Source organism: Tumebacillus lipolyticus (genome assembly GCF_042682745.1).
GTDB classification, from domain to species: domain Bacteria; phylum Bacillota; class Bacilli; order Tumebacillales; family Tumebacillaceae; genus Tumebacillus_A; species Tumebacillus_A lipolyticus.
Genome location: NZ_JBHUIO010000005.1, coordinates 858,861 through 876,581 on the forward strand (window position 1 = coordinate 858,861; position 17,721 = coordinate 876,581).

The following is a 17,721-nucleotide window of genomic DNA, read 5'->3' on the forward strand; positions in this document are numbered from 1 at the left end:
GACATTACCCATTTCGCAAGTTGTTTGCCATCCCCATCATCTGGTCAACCGTCTGCAGCGCTCGGGCATTCATGCTGTACGCTCGCTGGGTCATGATCATGCTGGTCATCTGACCGATCATGTCCACGTTCGATTGTTCCATATACCCTTGTTTCAGTGTTGCCCCGTTGGGCAGATTGTACGCACCGCGAGTGAGCGCGGTCGGAGCCGCCGCATCTTTCAGCGCGTAGAGGTTGTCGCCGAACGGCTCAAGGTTGGTGTCCGGATGCTCGATCTGCACCAGTTCGAGCTGACCGACCGCCTCGCGCACACCGCCGCGCAGCGCTGTCATCCGCCCGGTCTTGTCCACCTGCAGCGACGACACATCGAAGCCTTCCAACGAGATCGGAAGGCGGTCGGTGCCGAGCACCGGGTTGCCGTCCGAGTCGGTCAGGTACGGCACCTGATTGCGGTCATAGCCGACCGCAAATGAGCCGTCGCGCGTATACGCATAGCCGGTCAGGTTGCCCGCGGCGTTGTAGATCCCGACTTCGAAGAAGCCTTCCTCGCCCTCGATCCCCACATCGAGCAAGTTTTTCGTCTGCAGGAGCGTTCCTTGCGTGAACTGTTGAGAAATGCCGACCGGAAGCACGCCGTGGCCGATCCGCAGTCCGCTGGTCGTCTGACGCCCTTGCAGCGCGCCTGTCACCTCTGTCTGCCGAATCTGCGCATACAGCATGTCCTTAAAATCGACATCCTGCTGCTTGAAGCCGACCGTGTTCAAGTTGGCCATGTTGTTCGAGATCGTATCCAAGCGCAACTGCTGACCTGCCATCCCATGTGCTGATGTCCATAATGCCCGCATCTACTCCACCTCCTCGTTATCCGAGCCTGCCGACGCTGACCGCTTTTTCCAGCGTTCCGTCCAGCGCCTTGATCATCCTCTGATTGGCCTCGTAGCTTCTCATCACGTTGATCATCGACACCATCGCGCCCGGCAGGTCGACGTTCGACTGCTCCAGCTGCCCGCGCTCCAGCTGTCCTGTGCCGCGGACCGGCGCTGCTGCGCTGGTGAAATACGTATCGCCATACTTCTCCAGCTTCGTGCTGTCGATGATGTCGACCGTGCCCAGCTGCGGGTTCGCCTGACCGGGCGGGTAGGCAGCTCCTGCTGCCGTCACATATTGATAGTCGCCATTTGCCTGCACGCGAATGCGGGCATCGTTGATCGGCAGACCTGTCCTTCCGTCGATCGGAAGCACCGGGTCGCCCGATGAGGTGACCAAGAAGTTGGTCCCCACCTGCGTCTTAAAGTCGCCGTCGCGCGTGTACATCGTCTGGTTGCCGTTTAGCACTGGGAAGTAGGAGCGACGGTTCGGTTCGTTGACCGGTGGAAGGTTGTCCAAGATCGCATAGGCGTTCTTGTTGCTCGACTTCTGCAGGACGCCTGGCATGAAGCGCGGCAACGTCTCTTCCAGAAACGTCCCGGTGCTCATCTCGCCGAGCACTTTGTTCTGCGCGCCGACTCCGCCCTGCCAGTCGTTGATCCGCAAGATCAGCTCTTCCGGAAACGAGCGCACAATCCCCGTGTCCGATTTGTAACCCACCGTGTTGGCGTTGGCGATGTTGTTGGAAATGATCTCTTGCATCCGCTCGTTCGCATGCATGCCTGAGTTTGCGATATAAAGTCCGCGAATCATCGGTCAAGCCTCCTCCAAAATCCGTTAGATATGATCAGCTGATCGATCCTGTGCCCTGTCGCTTTCCGAACAGCGACCCCTTCTGTACATTGGTCATGTAGTCGAGGGACATGCCTGTGCCCTTGACGACACAGGACATCGGGTCATTGGCGATGTGCACCGGAATCTGCAACTCTTGCATCATCAGCTTGTCCAAGCCGAACAGAAGCGCCCCACCGCCTGTCAGCACGATGCCTTTATCAAAAATGTCTGCTGCAAGCTCCGGCGGCGTGATCTCCAACACCTGCTTGGTGGTGGCCACGATCATCTCGACCGTCTCCTGCAGCGCTTCCCGCATCTCTTCCGAACGCACCGTCACCGTCTTCGGCAGGCCGCTGATCATGTCGCGCCCGCGAATGTCCATCTCGGCCGACCGTGCGCCAGGGTATACGGAAACCACTTGAATCTTGATGTCTTCAGCCGTTCTTTCACCGATCAACAGGGAGTATTCCTTCTTGATATAGCGAATGATCGCTTCATCGAACTTGTCCCCAGCTACGCGAATAGAACTGGAGGTCACGATATCACCGAGCGAAAGAAGCGCCACGTCGGTCGTGCCCCCACCAATATCCACCACCATGCTGCCAGACGGCTCATAGATGTCAAGCCCGGCGCCGATCGCCGCTGCCTTGGGCTCGGTGATCAGATCGACCATCTTCGCCCCCGAACGGGTGGCCGCTTCGACGACCGCCTTCTGCTCGACCGAAGTGATGCCGGACGGCACGCAGATCATGACGCGCAGGCGCTTGAACGGGCTCTTGCCGATCGCCTTTTGAATAAAGTGACGAAGCATTATCTCTGTCGTATCGAAGTCGGCGATGACCCCTTCGCGAAGCGGGCGCGTCGCCACGATATGACCTGGCGTGCGTCCTAACATGCGTCGTGCTTCTTCGCCGACTGCAACTACCTTTTTAGATTGGCTGTCGATTGCCACTACGGAAGGCTCATCGAGTACGATGCCTTTCCCTTTGACGTGAACCAGCACGTTGGCCGTGCCGAGATCCACACCGATGTCGATTCCGAACATGCGTGAGAGTTCCCCCTTAGCCCCATCTACCTCATGGAAAAAAAGCGAAATCTCTTGCGCCGTGTTCTGTCGATCCAACTGCCGTTGGCAGAATAACTGCTAAGATATGGTGAGAAATCGCCCCTATAACTTCTACATCGGAGCGGATACTCCTCTTTCTGTTTGCAGATTTTTCGCCACTTTTCGCTTTGTTTCGTCTTTTCGATACTTCTTTTTGGTCGCCTCTCCCCCTCGCAGATGACGGATCGATTTGTGATATTCTAAGATCTCTTTTACTCGATTGGCCAAGTCAGGATTGATCTCGGGCAGCCGTTCGGTAAGGTCTTTATGCACGGTGCTCTTGGAGACCCCAAACTCTCGCGCGATCGTGCGCACCGTGTTTTTTGTTTCCACGATGTACTCGCCGATTTTCAGGGTACGTTCTTTGATGTAATCGTGCATTTCCCTCGCCTCCCCCATGTTCATCGGATTGTCTGATACATGTATATGAGGGGGGGAAGAGCATATTCCAAAAATACGCCTTGACAAGCCGTGACAGCTTGTTTTCACCGATTTTCTCTTCCTATCTTTCCTTTTTGCTTGCGAGTAGATGGAAGATCTGCCAGCCAAACGCAAAGACCGCCCCCAAGCTTCAGGGGCGGTCTTTCGGGTCTCAGCGGGATGAACCTTCGTTCGTCTCATGCGAATGGTCGTTGCCATTCGTCTGATTTCCCGTCTCTTTGCCAGAGTCTTTTCCAGTTTCCTTGCCGGGCTCACCCTTGTTCGACGGGTCGCTCGTCCCCGTCTCTTTGGACGTATCGCCCGCTTTCTGATCCGATTCTGCCTTCGCTGCGTCTTTCGGCTCCCCCTGCTTCTCCGAGCCGGTCGCCGGCGACTTTTTGTCAGCTCCCGCATTGGCAGCTTTCGCGCCGTTCTTCGCCGCCGTCTCGTAGGCGGTCGGCTTCTTCGGCAGGACGCTGTTCGGATCGATCGAAGCGCCTTCCTTGCGCAGTTCGAAGTGGAGATGGTTTTTCTCCTCTTTTTCGAAGCGGTTGACGCCCGACTTGGCGATCGGTTGTCCGGAGATCACTTTCGCCCCTTCTGTCACTTCCACTTTCGACAGCGAGGCGTAGTAGCTGCTGTACCCGTTGCCGTGGTCGATCTCGATCGTCTGGCCCATCAGCGGATCTTCCTTGACCGATTTGACCGTGCCCATCGCCGCCGCGACGACGGTGAACTGCGCATCGCTCTTCAAGCCGATATCCACGCCTTCATGCGGGGTGAACGTCGAGTTGTAGGAGACGACAGCCATCGCCTTCTCCTCATCTGTCACCCCTTCTTTGAAGAAGTCGAGCGAGAGCACCGCATCTTCGCCGCCGTCGCCGACCGGCCAGATGAAGTTTGGCACTGCGTTCGCAGGCGTTGCGTTGTCTGGCGGAATATCTGGACCTGCTTGTTCGCCGGTGTTTTGCTTTTCGATCTCATACGGAGCTGCGTCCTGGCTTTTCGCATACATCAAACCAACGATGAGGACGGAAGCTGCGAGATAGATGACCGGGAACGTCCAACGTTTGCCCCAAAACGATTTTTTGGGTGGCTGTGCTTGGTTGCGGGTTTCTTTGTCAATTTCTTTGTCTTGTTGTTTTTCGTTATTCATTATCATCACCTCAGTAGCACATTCTCGACCGATTGCGAGACTCATATACATGCTCGCCTGAGGGAAACGAAATTTTTTTCATAAAAGAAACCCTGACTGCACATCCTAACCGTTTGCCGCTCGCCCCTATCCTTTGGTCAGCACGTCGGCGATGTTGCCGAGCGACACGCCTTGGTAATAGTGGCGGATGATCTGCTCCGACGTCTTGCCCTCCTGTGCCATGCCGTTCGCCCCATATTGGGAAAGCCCGACTCCGTGACCGTACCCTTTGGTCTGAAAGGTGATCTTCCCTGCCGCTCGGTCGACCTGCCAGGTAAACCAGGTGGAGCGCAGGCCGAGCTTGCTGCGAAAATCTGCGCCGGAGAACGTCTTGTCGCCCACCTTAATCTTTTTGATATGCTCGGTGGCCGTCCTCTCCAGCGCCACGATCGTCTCGCCGACCTGGGCGGCCGGAACCGCCTGCACGCCGAGCTTTTGAAAAAAGTCTGCCAGCGACATCTCCTGCGTCGCCGTATATTTGTCTGAGTTCAGATCCCAAGGGGAGTCGACAGATCGCAGGTAGGGCACCGTGTTCTCCCAATAGTCTTCCGAGTTTTCCGTCTTGCCGCTCGACGTGGAGAAGAAGAGCGCCTCGATCGGCTTCCCTTCATAGAGCGCCACCTCTTCCCGCGTTTCATTGATCGCTTCGTTCAGCTTGGAGAGGTTCTGTTGGTAGTCGGCTCCCCAGCGCTTCTTCATCTTCTCTTCGGTGGAAAAAGCTTGACCTTGGTTGTGATCATCCGACACATGAGCGCCTTGCTCGGTCCGCTTGCCGCTCTGCAGGCGCCTGACGACATAGGTGCGAGCGGCGATCGATTGCGCCTTGAGCGCCTCCCGCTCGAACTGGACGGGCATCTCGGCAGCCACCACGCCGCGCACATACTCTTCGAGCGACATGCTGACCGTCTTTTTCTGTTCGCTCAGGTACACGTCGATCTGCGGGTCGTCCGGTTCGATCTTCAATTCAACAAATGTGGAGGCGGGCGTCACCTCCTGCTTCTTCTCCGGCCAGAGGGCGATCAGTCCAGACGGGATCAGGATCGTGACGATCACGACGGCGAGGATGACTGCGAGGATTGGCAGCACGTTTTTTTTCATCAGACGGATGGCCTCCCTTTCCGCAACTTCTGCAACAAGCTCCAGCTTCAGCAACAAGCTCCCTTATCGCAACAACTCTATGAAAGGATATGAACAGAATCGAGAGGATATGAGGATAAAAAAAGACGACCTGCGCAGGGCAGTTCGCCTTCTTCTTGTCGCTCGCTCCACCTTGCGCGGAGCCGATTGCTCATGCTTAGAGAAACGCTTGTCCGATCGCCTGCTCGTCCGCTTTGAACTCCTGCCGTTCGACCCGCTCGATCTTCGCGCCGAGGTCGGTAAACTTCTGCACGATGTCCACATAGCCGCGATCGATGTGGTGCACGCCATGAATCTCCGTGTGCCCCGTCGCCGTCAGCGCCGCGAGGATCAAGCAAGCGCCAGCGCGCAGATCGGTCGAGGTGACCTTCGCCCCATGCAGCGGCTTGCCACCGATCACGTGCGCTGTGCGGCCGGAGACGGTGATGTCCGCCCCCATGCGGCGCAGTTCCGCCACGTGCATAAAGCGGTTTTCAAACACGGTCTCCGTCACAGCGGATCGCCCCGGAATCGCGGTGAGCAGCGCCATCATCTGCGCTTGCAGATCGGTCGGAAAGCCCGGGTAGACCAGCGTTTTCACGTCGAGCGGACGCAGCGGTCCCTCCACGTAGACGCGCACGCCGGTCACATCGTCGACCACCGTCGCCCCCGCCTCTTTCAGCTTGGCGAGCAGCGGGGCGAGATGGTTGGAGATCGCCCCTTCGACATACACATCGCCGCCGGTCACCGCCGCACCGATCAGGAAGGTCCCCGCTTCGATCCGATCGGGGATGATCATATGTTCCGCGCCGTGCATCTGCTCGACGCCGTTGATGCGGATCGTGTCGGTACCTGCGCCGCGCACATCGGCGCCCATCTTGTTCAGATAGTTGGCGAGATCGACGATCTCCGGCTCCTTGGCCGCGTTTTCGATCACCGTCTTGCCCTCCGCAAGCACGGCAGCCATCATGATGTTCTGCGTCGCGCCGACAGATGCGAAGTCGAGATAGATCGTCGCACCCTTCAGCCGACCGCCTTCTGCGATCGCTTCGATGAAGTTTTCCCCCTGCTCGACGCGCGCGCCCATCGCTTCAAACCCTTTGATGTGCAAATCGACCTTGCGCTCCCCGATCGAACAGCCGCCCGGCATCGCGACGCGCGCTCTGCCAAAACGGCTGAGGATCGGCCCAAGGACAAGAAAAGAAGCCCGCAGTTTCCGAACGAGTTCGGCCGGTGCTTCTGTAGATTCTGCTAGTTCTGCATTCAAACGCAACAGACCAGGTCCCACTTCGCTCGTCTCCACGCCCAGCGCTTCGAGCAAGAGACGAAGATTTCCGACATCGGAAAGGTTGGGAACTTCTTCAAGCACGCTTTCGCCGACGCTCCCCAACAGGGAAGCGGCGATGATCGGCAAGACGGCGTTTTTCGCACCGCTCGCCTTCACTGTGCCCCTGAGGCGCTGTCCGCCCTGTACGACAATCTTTGCCATGTTGTAACAACCTCCACGGGCAGGGCGAGGCATCGGCCCTTAATACTCAATGGTCACGATCGGCGAACCCACCAAGATTCGCGTCTTGCCGAGGTGCCCATCATAGTGGGCGGCCACTTGCAGGTTCATCTTGTTCCCATTGGTGACTATGTAATCCTTTGTGAGAGGAGAGTATCCGGATACAGAGGTTACAAGTTCGGAACGAACTCCTTCGATCTCTGTTGCCTTCACTTTTTGGAACACTTTCTTGACCAAAGAGTTCAATTCAACGTCATCCATTTTACCAGTCCGCAAACCTTTGATACAAGCGTTAATTTGTGGGATGGCGCTGGCAGCACCTGCTGTCGCCTCCACTTGCTGGATCGCCTGTGTATAATCGCTCAGATCATCTGTCGCCCGCTCGATCTTCAAGACGAGAACCGTCTGCGGCGCTTGATTGGTCAGCTTCATCGACGTGAGCACCAGCTGCGCATCAGCGCCGCCATGCCATTCGCCGCGCAATGCGTACTGCGCTTGATCACCCTTCTGCTCCGACGTCTCTTTGGCGTTCGGAATGCCAAACGAACCGTTGAGCTCCTGCCCCAAACGCTTCAGCTCGTCCAAGCTTTTCAGCTCGTTGGCGAGCAATGACCAGTTGTGCACCTGCCAGCCTTCGACCTCTGCAGATGTTTCTGCGAACGCTTCGCTCAAAAACTCGCCCCGGTCGGACGTCTGCGCGATCGTCTCGCGCGCTGTGAACAGACTGAACGCTGCTAAAATCAAACAAAGGATGATCCCAAGGATACCGATCTTCTTCATCATTCTCTCTCCCTGCCCGTCTTCTGGATGCTATCCAGTCTGACCGCAGAGAGCGGAGGATATACGAGTTGCTAGAAAAATAGTTTAGAAGATTTGCTTGAGCGTCAAGGTTGACATCATGTACTCGTTGGCAAATCGCGCCAGCTGGTAGCCGAGCAGGATGGCGATCAACAGGCGCAAAACAGAGGCCGGACGACCTTTCGCATCCTTGAGAAACACATCCCAGCGCACCGCTTGCAAGGCGTACCAAGCGATCACCACACCAAAGATCAGAAACGCGAGATTGAACAGTGACACCATGCCCATCTCCGTCTCCTGGGAGCCGAAAAACATAGGAAATCCTCCCAACCCTCTTCACATCTCGTCATATCGTACCACACTTCATAAAAAAAGACTCCGAGACTAAAGTCCCAGAGTCTTGTGAAATGACCTTCAACTTACAGGCCGAACCAATTCAGACCGTTTAACACGTTGAGGAACAGGTTCGGGAAGACGCCGAGCGCAACCGTACCGATCACGCCAACCCAAGCGATCAGGCCGAGCGACCACGGCAGAGCTGCCTTTTGCTCGGTGACCGGCGCATCGTCCTCCTTCATGTACATCGCCTTCAACACGCCGAAGTAGTAGTAGAAGGCGATCGCCGATGTGACGAAGAGCAGAGCTGCCAACCAATACATCTCGGTGTTGATCGCGCCGAGGAAGATGTAAAACTTCCCGAAGAAGCCAGCGGTGATCGGCATCCCCGCCATCGAGAGGAAGAAGATCGTCATCGCGACCGCTTGGAACGGCGAGCGCTTGTACAGACCGCGGAACGCGTCGAGCGACTCGGTGCCCGCCTCGCGGGTCACGTGCGTCAGGATCGCAAACGCGCCCATCGTCATCAGCAGGTAGGCTGCCAGATAGAAGGTGATCTCGCCGAGTGCCAGCCAGATGTTCTCCTGTGCGTTGCCGTTGCCGAGCACTGCGAGCGGGATCAGCAGGTAGCCCGCTTGGGCCACCGACGAGTACGCCAGCAGGCGTTTGATGTTTTTCTGCACGAGCGCCGCGATGTTCCCGATGACCATCGTCAGCGCTGCGAGAATGGCCAGATAGATGTACAGCTCGTTAAACTCGCGTCCGAACGCCCAGATGAACAGGCGGAACAGCAGGGCGAAGCCTGCCGCCTTCGATACGACTGCGAGGAACGAGGTGATCGGGTTCGGCGCACCCTCGTAGGTGTCCGGTGCCCACATGTGGAACGGAACCAAGGCGATTTTCGCGCCAAAGCCGATCAGCATCAGCAGGAAAGACAGCACGAGCAGCGGTTTGAACTCCACCCACATCTGCGCGATCATCTGCGCGCCTTGTGCGACGTTGGTCACGCCGGTCACGCCGTAGAGGAACGACATGCCGTACAGAGCGAACGCCGTCGCGATCGAACCGGTGATCAAATATTTCATCGCACCCTCGCCGCCCTTAGCGTTGTCGCGACGAATCGCGATCAGGACGTAAGAGGCGATCGACAGCAGTTCCAGACCGACGAACAGGGTGATCAGGTCGTACGCGGACGACATGACCATCGCGCCGACCGTCGCGAAGATCAGCAGGTAGCTGTATTCGGCCACCTTCACTCGCGGGTTGTGACGGAAGAAGTCGATCGACATCAGCAGGGTGAACATCGTTCCCAAGATGAAGATCACCTTGAACACGTTGCCGAAATCGTCGAGCACGTAGAGCATGTTGGACAGCTCTTTCAGCCCGCCGTCGGCAACCACGCCGAAGTTGCGAATCACGAAGCCGAGCGCCACCAGCAGGCCGGCCACCCCGAGCCACGGCGAGATGCGGCGCGAAGTTTCTTTGGAGACAAACAGGTCGAACAATAGCATCCCGAAGCCGAGCAGGGCGAGGATGATCTCAGGAGCCATCACTTCCCAGACCCCGGAGAAGCTGAGCGTTGTAAACGTTTGTGCCGAAATCATGTGCTACCCCCCTATCCTGCTGACAAAAGTTTGGATCGAAGGGTTCACCAGGTCAGCAAGGATTTGCGGGTAGACCCCGATCAAGATGATCAGCGCGAGCAGGACGACCGCCGGAACGTACTCGACAGCACGAGCGTCTGACACGCCTTCCAACTGCGCGGTCGTCGGGCCATAGGTGGTGCGCTGCATCGCCCACAGCAGGTAGACAGCAGCCAAGATGATCCCGAGCGCACCGAAGACCGAGAGCACCGGGAAGGCGGCAAACGAGCCCATAAACGCCAAGATCTCGGAGATAAATCCGCTCATGCCCGGCAGTCCGAGCGACCCGAGCGCCGCCGCCAGCAGGAAGCCGGCCAGCACGGGCATCGGCTTGGACAGACCGCCGAGGCCGGCGATCATCGTCGTGCCCGTCCGCTCTTTGATCGCTCCGATCAGGAAGAACAGCAGCGCGGACAGCAGACCGGAGGAGATCGTCATGAAGAGACCGCCTTGGATGCCCGCTTGGTTCATCGCCGCCACCCCGAGCAGGACGATCCCCATGTGGGAGATCGCGGAGAAGGCGAGCAGTCGACGCCAATCTTTCTGCACCATCGCGATCAGAGCGGCATAGACGATGTTGATCACGCCGAGGACGGCGATCAGGATCGCATAGTGCTTGATCGAGTCGGGCAGGATGCCGACCGCGATGCGGAACAGCACGTATGCGCCGATCTTCATCACCACGCCGCCGACGATCATCGAGACGGCAGACGGCGCCTGCTCATGCGTATCTGGCAGCCAGGTATGGAACGGGAAGAACGCTTCCTCGATCAGGATGGCCAGCAGCAGCACCAGGAAGATGCCATTTTTGAACGCGGTGGTGATGATGTCTGGCGATGCGGTGGCAAACGCATCGGCGATGGTGAGCATGTTCAGCGAGATCGTGCCGGTCGCAGCTGCCGCTTTGAACGCCAAGCCGATGAACGCCACGAGGATGAACGCCGAGCCAAGCCCGCGGTAGACCAGCAGCTTGGAAGCGACGCGACCCTTTTTCTCGCCGCCCCAGATGCCGATCAGGAAGTACATCGGAATCAGGGTCAGCTCAAGGAACAGGAAGAACAGGAACAGGTCGAGCGCTACGAAGCAGCCGTACAGACCTGTGATCAGAAGCAGAAACCAGATGAAATATTCCTTTGTCCGATGCTGAACCTTCCCAGACGCAAGAACCGCGAGGAAGGAGACGATGCCTGTGAGCAGCACGAACGGCATCGACAGACCATCGACACCGAGGTCGTAGCCGATGACGAGCGATTTGTCTTGGTAGACGTTCGCGATGTTGATCCACTCAGCAGACTGGGTGAACTGCATGCCTTTCGCGCCAAAGTCGAAGTTCGCGTAGACGATCCCCGCGAGGAGAACCGACAGGAAGGTCGCGATCAGCGCGATCGCGCGCGCCTGTGAATGGTTGCCGCGCGGAACGAACCCGATGATCAGAGCGGCCAGCAGCGGGAGGAAAACGATGAGGGTCAACAGGTTGCCCATCATTTCACAACACCTCCCCAGATCAGTGCGCTAGCAATCAGCGCACCTGCGCCAAGAATCGTGATCAAGCCGTACGTTTGCACTTGACCGTTCTGGCTGTATTTGAGACCGAGAGCGCCGACGAGCGTCCCTTCACCAAACAGGTGCACGAGACCGTCGACGATCCATTTGTCGATAAAGTTGAGCGCGTGGCCGATGAAGACGACCGGCTTGACGATCACATAGTGATAGATCTCGTCAAAGAAGAACTTGTTGTAGGAGAGCAGGTACAGCGGGCGAAGCGCGCCACCGCTCAGCTTCTCCGGGTCGATCGACTTCGACTTGTACATCAGGTAGGCAAGGCCGATCCCGAGCAGCGCCACGACGGTCGCAAGCGCGCCCAGCCACAGCTCCGGCTCGTAGATGTTGCCGAGCTTCCCGTCATGCGTCATGAAGTGTTCGAACGCGTAGTCGGTGACCGGCGAGTTGAAGAGACCTGCCGTAAGCGCCATGATCGCCAGCAGCACCAGCGGGATCGTCATCTGCGGACCCGCTTCATGCGCATGATCGTACGTTTCCTTGTCACCGCGGAAGCTGCCGGTGAACGTCATGAAGAACACGCGGAAGATGTAGAACGCGGTGCAGAACGCCGCGACCAGGCCGAGCGCGAACAGCACCATGTTGCCCGATTGGTACGCGCCGAGCAGAATCTCATCTTTCGACCAGAAGCCTGCGAACGGCGGAATCCCAGACAGCGCCAGCGCCCCGATCAAAAACGTCCAGCCGGTGATCGGGAGCTTTTTCCAAAGTCCCCCCATCTTGCGGATGTCCTGGTTGTGATGGATCGCATGGATGACAGAACCTGCTGCCAAGAACAGCAGCGCTTTGAAGAAGGCGTGCGTCATCAGGTGGAACACAGATGCCACATAGGCGGACAGGCCGAGCGCCATCACCATGTAGCCGAGCTGCGACACGGTCGAGTAGGCGACGACGCGCTTGATGTCGTTCTGCGTCAGACCGATCAGCGCAGCCAAGATCGCGGTGACAGCACCGATGATCGCGATCACCATCAACGCATCTGGAGATGCTTCAAAGATCGGGAATGCGCGAGCGACCAAGTACACGCCCGCCGCAACCATCGTCGCCGCATGGATCAGCGCGGAGACTGGTGTCGGGCCTTCCATCGCGTCGGGCAACCAGGTGTGCAGCGGGAACTGCGCCGATTTACCGATCGCACCGATGAAGATCAGGATGGCAACCAGCGTGATAAACGATTCTGGCGAGATCCAATCGATCGCGAACTGCTTCGCATCGATCGCTTGGAAGATGCCCGAATACTCGAACGTTCCGGTCGCCACGTACAGGAGCACGATCCCGATGAACAGGCCGAGGTCGCCGATCCGAGTGACGATGAACGCTTTTTTCGCTGCTGCAGCCGCTTCCGGCTTGTAGTACCAGAACCCTACGAGCAGGAAGGAGCACAGACCGACCAGCTCCCAGAAGATGAACACTTGCAGGAGGTTCGGCGAGATGACCAGGCCGAGCATCGAGAAGATAAACAGGTTTAAATATTGATAAAACACGCTAAAGCGCTCATCTTTGTGCATGTAGCTCTTCGAGAAGAGCAGGACCAGCGTCGAGATGAACGTGACCACCACCAGCATCATCGCATTGAGCTGCGTCACCTCATAGCCCATCGACAGGTTGACGTCGCCAACGCTTAACCAGTGGAAGATAAACGGTGCGCTCGCACCGTTTGCATGAACATCAGACAAGATAAAGAGCGACACCGCGAAGCCCGCCAGCGCTGCCAGCACGCTGATCGCAGTGACAATACCCTCTTGCGCCCGCCGACCGAGCGCGAACAGGAGCAGAAACGCCACCAGCGGGAAGAGGGGAACTAACCAGGCATTTTCGACCATAAGATCACCTTTCTCCGTAGTTCTATGAACCCCGAATTACCATTTCATGAGGTCCTGATCCCGAACGTCGCTGGTGTTGCGGTTGCGGTATAACGAGATCAAAATTGCCAGACCCACAGCCAATTCAGCCGCCGCGATCGTCATCGCAAAGAGTGTGAAGATTTGACCGTTCATCGACGGCATCAGACCATAGCGTGCGAATGCCAGCAGGTTGATGTTTACCGCATTGAGCATCAGTTCAACCGATACGAGGACGATGATGATGTTGCGCTTGGTCAAAGCGCCGAACAGTCCGATGCAGAACATGATCGCACCGAGCGTGATAAATTGTTCAACTGACAGCATCGATTACTTCTCCTCCTTGTTCGCAAGAGTAACCGCGCCTACCAGCGCAACGATCAGCACCAGCGAGACCAGTTCGAACGGAATGACGTACTGGCCAAACAGCGATTCGCCGATCAGCTTGACGTTGTCCTGACCTTCCCACGGGGAGTCGGTCGCACTCGGCCAGCGCAGCCCAGCAAACTTGGTCACATAGAGGATGATCGCACCGATGCCGATCGCACCGATCGCCGCCCACACCGGGTGTGCGGTGACCCTTTGCGGCTTCTCCACCTCATCGTGCCGTGTGAGCATGATCGCAAACAGCATCATGATCGTAATCGCGCCCGCATAGAGCAGGATTTGGATAAAGGCGAGAAACTCAGCTTCGAGCATGATGTAGATGCCAGCTACCCCGATGAAGACACCGCCGACAGACAATGCCATGTAGAGGACTTTGCGCAAGGTGAGCATCATCACACCACAGGCGATGACAAACATCGAGATCAGAAAAAAGGCGATGTTCTGCCCTGTAAATTCAATGCCGGAAAACATTATTTGTCACCCCCGGCTGAAGCACCATGTTCAAGGATGCCCTCGTCCTTTTTGCGATTGTCATCGAGCCAGAAGATGTTCTTGTACAGGTCGACGCGGTTGTAAGTCGCAAGCTCAAACGTATCGGTCATCTGAATCGCTTCGGTCGGGCACACTTCGGTGCAGAGATCGCAGAGGATGCAGATCTCGAAGTTGATATCGTACGTGTCGATATGGAGCTTCTTATCGCCGCCGCGCGAGCCAGAAAGCGAGATGCATGAAGTCGGACAGACCCGTGCGCACTGGTTGCACACGATGCATTTCTCCGGCGAGAACTTGTGGACACCACGGAAGCGTTCGCCAAAGTCTGGCATCTCATCCGGATACATCAGGGTGACCTTCTTATGCGTGAGTTGGGCAAAGGTGACTTTCAACCCTTTTAGGAAACCGAACATGATTTCACCCCACTTTGTATTTAGATCAGGTATTTGACGACCGCTGTGATCACCAAGTTCAGCAAGGACAGCGGAATCAGCACTTTCCAGCTGAAGACGAGCAGTTGGTCGGTACGAATACGCGGCATGGTAGCCCGCACCCAGAAGAAGAAGAAGATAAACGCCGACACCTTGATCGCAAACCACAGCCAGCCCGGCAGGAACGGCCCTTCCCAACCTCCGAGGAACAAGGTGGTGCCGAGCGCAGACATCGCGAACACATACACGTACTCTGCCAGCATGAAGAAAGCGAAGCGGAAGCCGGTGTACTCGGTGAAGTAGCCGCCGACCAGCTCAGACTCTGCCTCCGGCAAGTCGAACGGTGTGCGGTTCAGCTCTGCAGTCGCCGAGATGATGAAGATGATAAACCCGAGCGCTTGCGGCACGATGTACCAAACGTACGGGAATTGCTTTTGCTGTTCGACGATCTCGACGAGGTTCAAGGAACCTGCCAGCAGCACGACGCCGAGCATCGACATCGCCAGCGGCACTTCGTAGGAGATCATCTGCGCGGCAGAGCGCATCCCGCCGATCAGCGAGTATTTGTTGTTCGAAGCCCAGCCGCCGAGCACGACGCCCAAGATGCTCAGCGCCGACAGCGCGATGTAGTACAGCACGCCGACGTTGCTGGCAGCGGTGAAGATGTGCGTCGCGGTGAACGGGATGATCGCCAGCACCATAAACGATGGGAAGAAGGCGATGATCGGGGCGATCAGGAAGATCGAGCGGTCCGCTTTCGCCGGAACGACGTCCTCTTTGATCAACAGCTTCAAAACGTCTGCCACCGTCTGGAGCAGACCGAGCGGGCCGACGCGATTCGGGCCGATCCGCCACTGCATCCAGCCGATGACCTTCCGCTCAAAATAGATCGTGTAGGTCACGACCCCGAGGATGAAGGCGAGAATGATCACAGCGCCGATCACCATGTTCAGGAACGTTGACAGTTCCAGCGGTTTATCCAACCAGGAGAAAAACTCCACCATTATGCGTCAACCTCCCCAAGCACGATATCGACCGCACCGAGGACTGCAATCAGGTTGGACATCGTCTGGCCTTCCAAAAGCTTCGGCAAGATCTGCAGGTTGATGAAGGAGGGACGACGCCATTTCATGCGGTACGGTTTGTCTTTTCCTTCCGACACGATGTACAGGCCGAGTTCGCCGCGAGCGCCTTCGACAGCGGAGTAGTATTCACCCGCCGGCACGCGCAGAATCTTCGGAACTTTGCCCATCACCGGGCCATCTGGGATCTGCTGTGCCGCCTGCTCGACGATCTTCATCGATTCGACGATCTCGCTCATGTGGCAGACGTAGCGGTCATAGCAGTCGCCCTTCTCGCCGACGATCACATTGAAGTCGAAGCGATCGTAGATCGAGTACGGCTTGTTTTTGCGCAAGTCCCAGTTGAAGCCGGTCGCGCGCAGGTTGATGCCGGACAGCCCGTAGTTGAGCGCGGTGTCCGCATCGTAGATGCCGACTCCCTTGACGCGCTCCAAGAAGATCTCGTTGCCGGAGACCAGCTCGTGGAACATGTTCATCTCTTTGCGCAGATGTGCGATAAAATCGAGCACATCCTGCACCCATCCTTCGGGAGCATCCCATTTCACGCCGCCTACGCGCATGTAGTTGAACGTGAGGCGAGCGCCGGAGATGCGGTTGAACATGTCGATGATCTTCTCGCGGTTTGCAAACGCATACAAGAAGGGGCTCATCGCGCCCAGGTCGAGCAGATAGGTGCCCAAGAACACCAAGTGTGATGCGATGCGGTTGAGCTCGACGACGATGACGCGCAGATGCTCTGCACGCTCCGGCACTTGCAGGTCCATCGCCCGCTCCACCGCATTGACGATCGCATGGTTGTTGATCATCGATGCCAGGTAGTCCATGCGGTCCGTATACGGAATGATCTGCGTATATTGCAGGTCTTCTGCCAACTTTTCAGTCCCGCGGTGCAGGTAGCCGACCACCGGTTCTACATCCCGGATGATCTCGCCGTCCACCTTGACCACAACGCGCAGCACGCCGTGCGTACTAGGGTGCTGAGGACCGATGTTCATCAATAGTTCTTCAGTGCGTATTTCTGCCATCGCTTTCCTTTCCCCCTAGTCCTTCACAACGTAATCTTTGCGCAGCGGATGACCTTGCCAATGGTCTTCCAACATGATGCGTCTCATATCTGGATGTCCGGTAAACGGTACGCCGAGCAGGTCGAAGATCTCGCGCTCCTCCCAGTTCACGCCGCTGAACAGATGCGTGACCGACGGGATGCTCGGCTCTTCGCGCCCGGTGCGCACCTTTACCGCCAAGTCCATGTCGAGCACAAACGAGTGCAGGTAGAGATACACCTCAAAATAACCTTTTGCCATGTGGTCGGTGCCAGCCATCGCTTCCGGATAGACGAAACCAAGCTCGTCTGTCACCTTCAGGAACTCGACGACGTCTGCCCAGCGTTCGTTTTGGATGACCAGAGTCGGCTGGAATTTGGCCAGCAGCGCCTCTTCGATCACCTCTTCACCAAACTTGGCGACCACCTTGCTCTTCACCAGCTCCAGCTGTCCGTTCGCCTTTTCGATGCGCGGATCAACAGGCTCTGGCGTTTCTTCTGTTGCTTTTGTAGCTTCAGGCGCTTTAGTCTCTTCGCTCATCTATCGCACCTTCTTTCCTTTGGCTTCCAAACGAATCTTATCCTGAAGTTTGTTCAGCCCGTAGATCAATGCTGGCGGAGACGGCGGGCAACCCGGGATGTAGACATCGACCGGGATGACTTGGTCTGCACCTTTGACGACCGAATAGGCGCGCACATAGGGACCGCCCGCAGTGGCGCAGGAACCCATCGCGACCACCCATTTCGGCTCCGGCATCTGATCGTAGAGGCGCTTCAAGATCGGCGCCATCTTCTTGGTGATCGTGCCGGCGATGATGATGCAGTCCGCTTGGCGCGGCGATGCGCGGAAGATGATGCCGAAGCGGTCGAGGTCATAGTTGGCAGCGCCTGTGCCCATCATCTCAATGCCGCAGCAAGCGGTGGCAAAAGTAAGCGGCCACAGCGAGTTGGAGCGCGCCCATCCTTTGATCTGCTCAAGCGTTCCGACGATGATGCCCGCCTTGGACAGCTCTTTGGACTCCTCTTCTGAAAAGCCCTCAAACTGCATGTAGGCAGGCTGTTGGTT

19 protein-coding genes are annotated in these 17,721 nt (G+C 57.2%); all 19 read right to left on the minus strand.

Features of this window, described 5'->3' with window-relative positions:
* Positions 1-4 precede the first annotated feature (4 nt).
* The 19 genes from ACFSOY_RS09190 to ACFSOY_RS09280 all read right to left on the minus strand — a co-directional run bounded on the left by ACFSOY_RS09190 (position 5) and on the right by ACFSOY_RS09280 (position 17,703).
* Positions 5-844: a flagellar hook-basal body protein gene (locus tag ACFSOY_RS09190; RefSeq protein ID WP_386045886.1), complete on the minus strand. Its 840-nt coding sequence runs from the start codon at positions 842-844 to the stop codon at positions 5-7.
* Positions 845-860: 16 nt separating this feature from the next.
* Positions 861-1,679, minus strand: a complete 819-nt coding sequence (locus ACFSOY_RS09195) for a flagellar hook-basal body protein (protein WP_386045888.1) — start codon at positions 1,677-1,679, stop codon at positions 861-863.
* 34 nt (positions 1,680-1,713) lie between these two features.
* Positions 1,714-2,745 (minus strand): rod shape-determining protein, encoded by a 1,032-nt coding sequence (gene mreB, locus ACFSOY_RS09200; protein ID WP_386045890.1) that lies wholly within the window; start codon positions 2,743-2,745, stop codon positions 1,714-1,716.
* Between the two features lie 132 nt (positions 2,746-2,877).
* Positions 2,878-3,186 carry a sporulation transcriptional regulator SpoIIID gene (spoIIID, locus tag ACFSOY_RS09205; RefSeq protein ID WP_094235132.1) on the minus strand — a complete coding sequence of 103 codons (309 nt, stop codon included), beginning with the start codon at positions 3,184-3,186 and terminating at the stop codon, positions 2,878-2,880.
* Between the two features lie 211 nt (positions 3,187-3,397).
* Entirely contained in the window at positions 3,398-4,381 is a 984-nt protein-coding gene (locus ACFSOY_RS09210; protein ID WP_386045892.1) for a peptidoglycan DD-metalloendopeptidase family protein, read from the minus strand.
* 126 nt (positions 4,382-4,507) lie between these two features.
* Positions 4,508-5,518, minus strand: a complete 1,011-nt coding sequence (gene spoIID / locus ACFSOY_RS09215; RefSeq protein WP_386045894.1) for a stage II sporulation protein D — start codon at positions 5,516-5,518, stop codon at positions 4,508-4,510.
* A 196-nt stretch (positions 5,519-5,714) separates the two neighbouring features.
* On the minus strand, positions 5,715-7,025 hold the full coding sequence (murA, locus tag ACFSOY_RS09220) for a UDP-N-acetylglucosamine 1-carboxyvinyltransferase (RefSeq protein ID WP_386045896.1): 1,311 nt from the start codon (positions 7,023-7,025) through the stop codon (positions 5,715-5,717).
* Between the two features lie 39 nt (positions 7,026-7,064).
* Positions 7,065-7,823: a YwmB family TATA-box binding protein gene (locus ACFSOY_RS09225; protein WP_386045898.1), complete on the minus strand. Its 759-nt coding sequence runs from the start codon at positions 7,821-7,823 to the stop codon at positions 7,065-7,067.
* An 84-nt stretch (positions 7,824-7,907) separates the two neighbouring features.
* Positions 7,908-8,156: a DUF1146 domain-containing protein gene (locus ACFSOY_RS09230; protein WP_386045900.1), complete on the minus strand. Its 249-nt coding sequence runs from the start codon at positions 8,154-8,156 to the stop codon at positions 7,908-7,910.
* A gap of 104 nt (positions 8,157-8,260) precedes the next feature.
* The gene (locus ACFSOY_RS09235; protein WP_386045902.1) at positions 8,261-9,781 is read right to left on the minus strand and encodes an NADH-quinone oxidoreductase subunit N; all 1,521 of its coding nucleotides are present in this window, start codon (positions 9,779-9,781) and stop codon (positions 8,261-8,263) included.
* Positions 9,782-9,784: 3 nt separating this feature from the next.
* Positions 9,785-11,305 carry a complex I subunit 4 family protein gene (locus tag ACFSOY_RS09240; protein WP_386045903.1) on the minus strand — a complete coding sequence of 507 codons (1,521 nt, stop codon included), beginning with the start codon at positions 11,303-11,305 and terminating at the stop codon, positions 9,785-9,787.
* Positions 11,302-13,203 carry an NADH-quinone oxidoreductase subunit L gene (gene nuoL, locus ACFSOY_RS09245; protein ID WP_386045905.1) on the minus strand — a complete coding sequence of 634 codons (1,902 nt, stop codon included), beginning with the start codon at positions 13,201-13,203 and terminating at the stop codon, positions 11,302-11,304. The genes ACFSOY_RS09240 and nuoL overlap by 4 nt, the downstream gene beginning before the upstream one ends.
* A 36-nt stretch (positions 13,204-13,239) precedes the next feature.
* On the minus strand, positions 13,240-13,548 hold the full coding sequence (nuoK, locus tag ACFSOY_RS09250) for an NADH-quinone oxidoreductase subunit NuoK (protein ID WP_386045907.1): 309 nt from the start codon (positions 13,546-13,548) through the stop codon (positions 13,240-13,242).
* A 3-nt stretch (positions 13,549-13,551) separates the two neighbouring features.
* Positions 13,552-14,079 (minus strand): NADH-quinone oxidoreductase subunit J, encoded by a 528-nt coding sequence (locus tag ACFSOY_RS09255; protein WP_386045909.1) that lies wholly within the window; start codon positions 14,077-14,079, stop codon positions 13,552-13,554.
* Positions 14,079-14,513, minus strand: coding sequence for a NuoI/complex I 23 kDa subunit family protein (locus tag ACFSOY_RS09260; RefSeq protein WP_386045911.1), 435 nt, complete (start codon positions 14,511-14,513; stop codon positions 14,079-14,081). The genes ACFSOY_RS09255 and ACFSOY_RS09260 overlap by 1 nt, the downstream gene beginning before the upstream one ends.
* Positions 14,514-14,533: 20 nt before the next feature.
* Positions 14,534-15,535 (minus strand): NADH-quinone oxidoreductase subunit NuoH, encoded by a 1,002-nt coding sequence (gene nuoH, locus ACFSOY_RS09265; RefSeq protein WP_386045913.1) that lies wholly within the window; start codon positions 15,533-15,535, stop codon positions 14,534-14,536.
* On the minus strand, positions 15,535-16,638 hold the full coding sequence (locus ACFSOY_RS09270; RefSeq protein WP_386045915.1) for an NADH-quinone oxidoreductase subunit D: 1,104 nt from the start codon (positions 16,636-16,638) through the stop codon (positions 15,535-15,537). Before ACFSOY_RS09270 ends, nuoH begins: the two co-directional genes overlap by 1 nt.
* Before the next feature lie 15 nt (positions 16,639-16,653).
* Positions 16,654-17,196 (minus strand): NADH-quinone oxidoreductase subunit C, encoded by a 543-nt coding sequence (locus ACFSOY_RS09275; protein WP_386045917.1) that lies wholly within the window; start codon positions 17,194-17,196, stop codon positions 16,654-16,656.
* Positions 17,197-17,703 carry a NuoB/complex I 20 kDa subunit family protein gene (locus ACFSOY_RS09280; RefSeq protein ID WP_386046795.1) on the minus strand — a complete coding sequence of 169 codons (507 nt, stop codon included), beginning with the start codon at positions 17,701-17,703 and terminating at the stop codon, positions 17,197-17,199.
* Between the last annotated feature and the right edge of the window lie 18 nt (positions 17,704-17,721).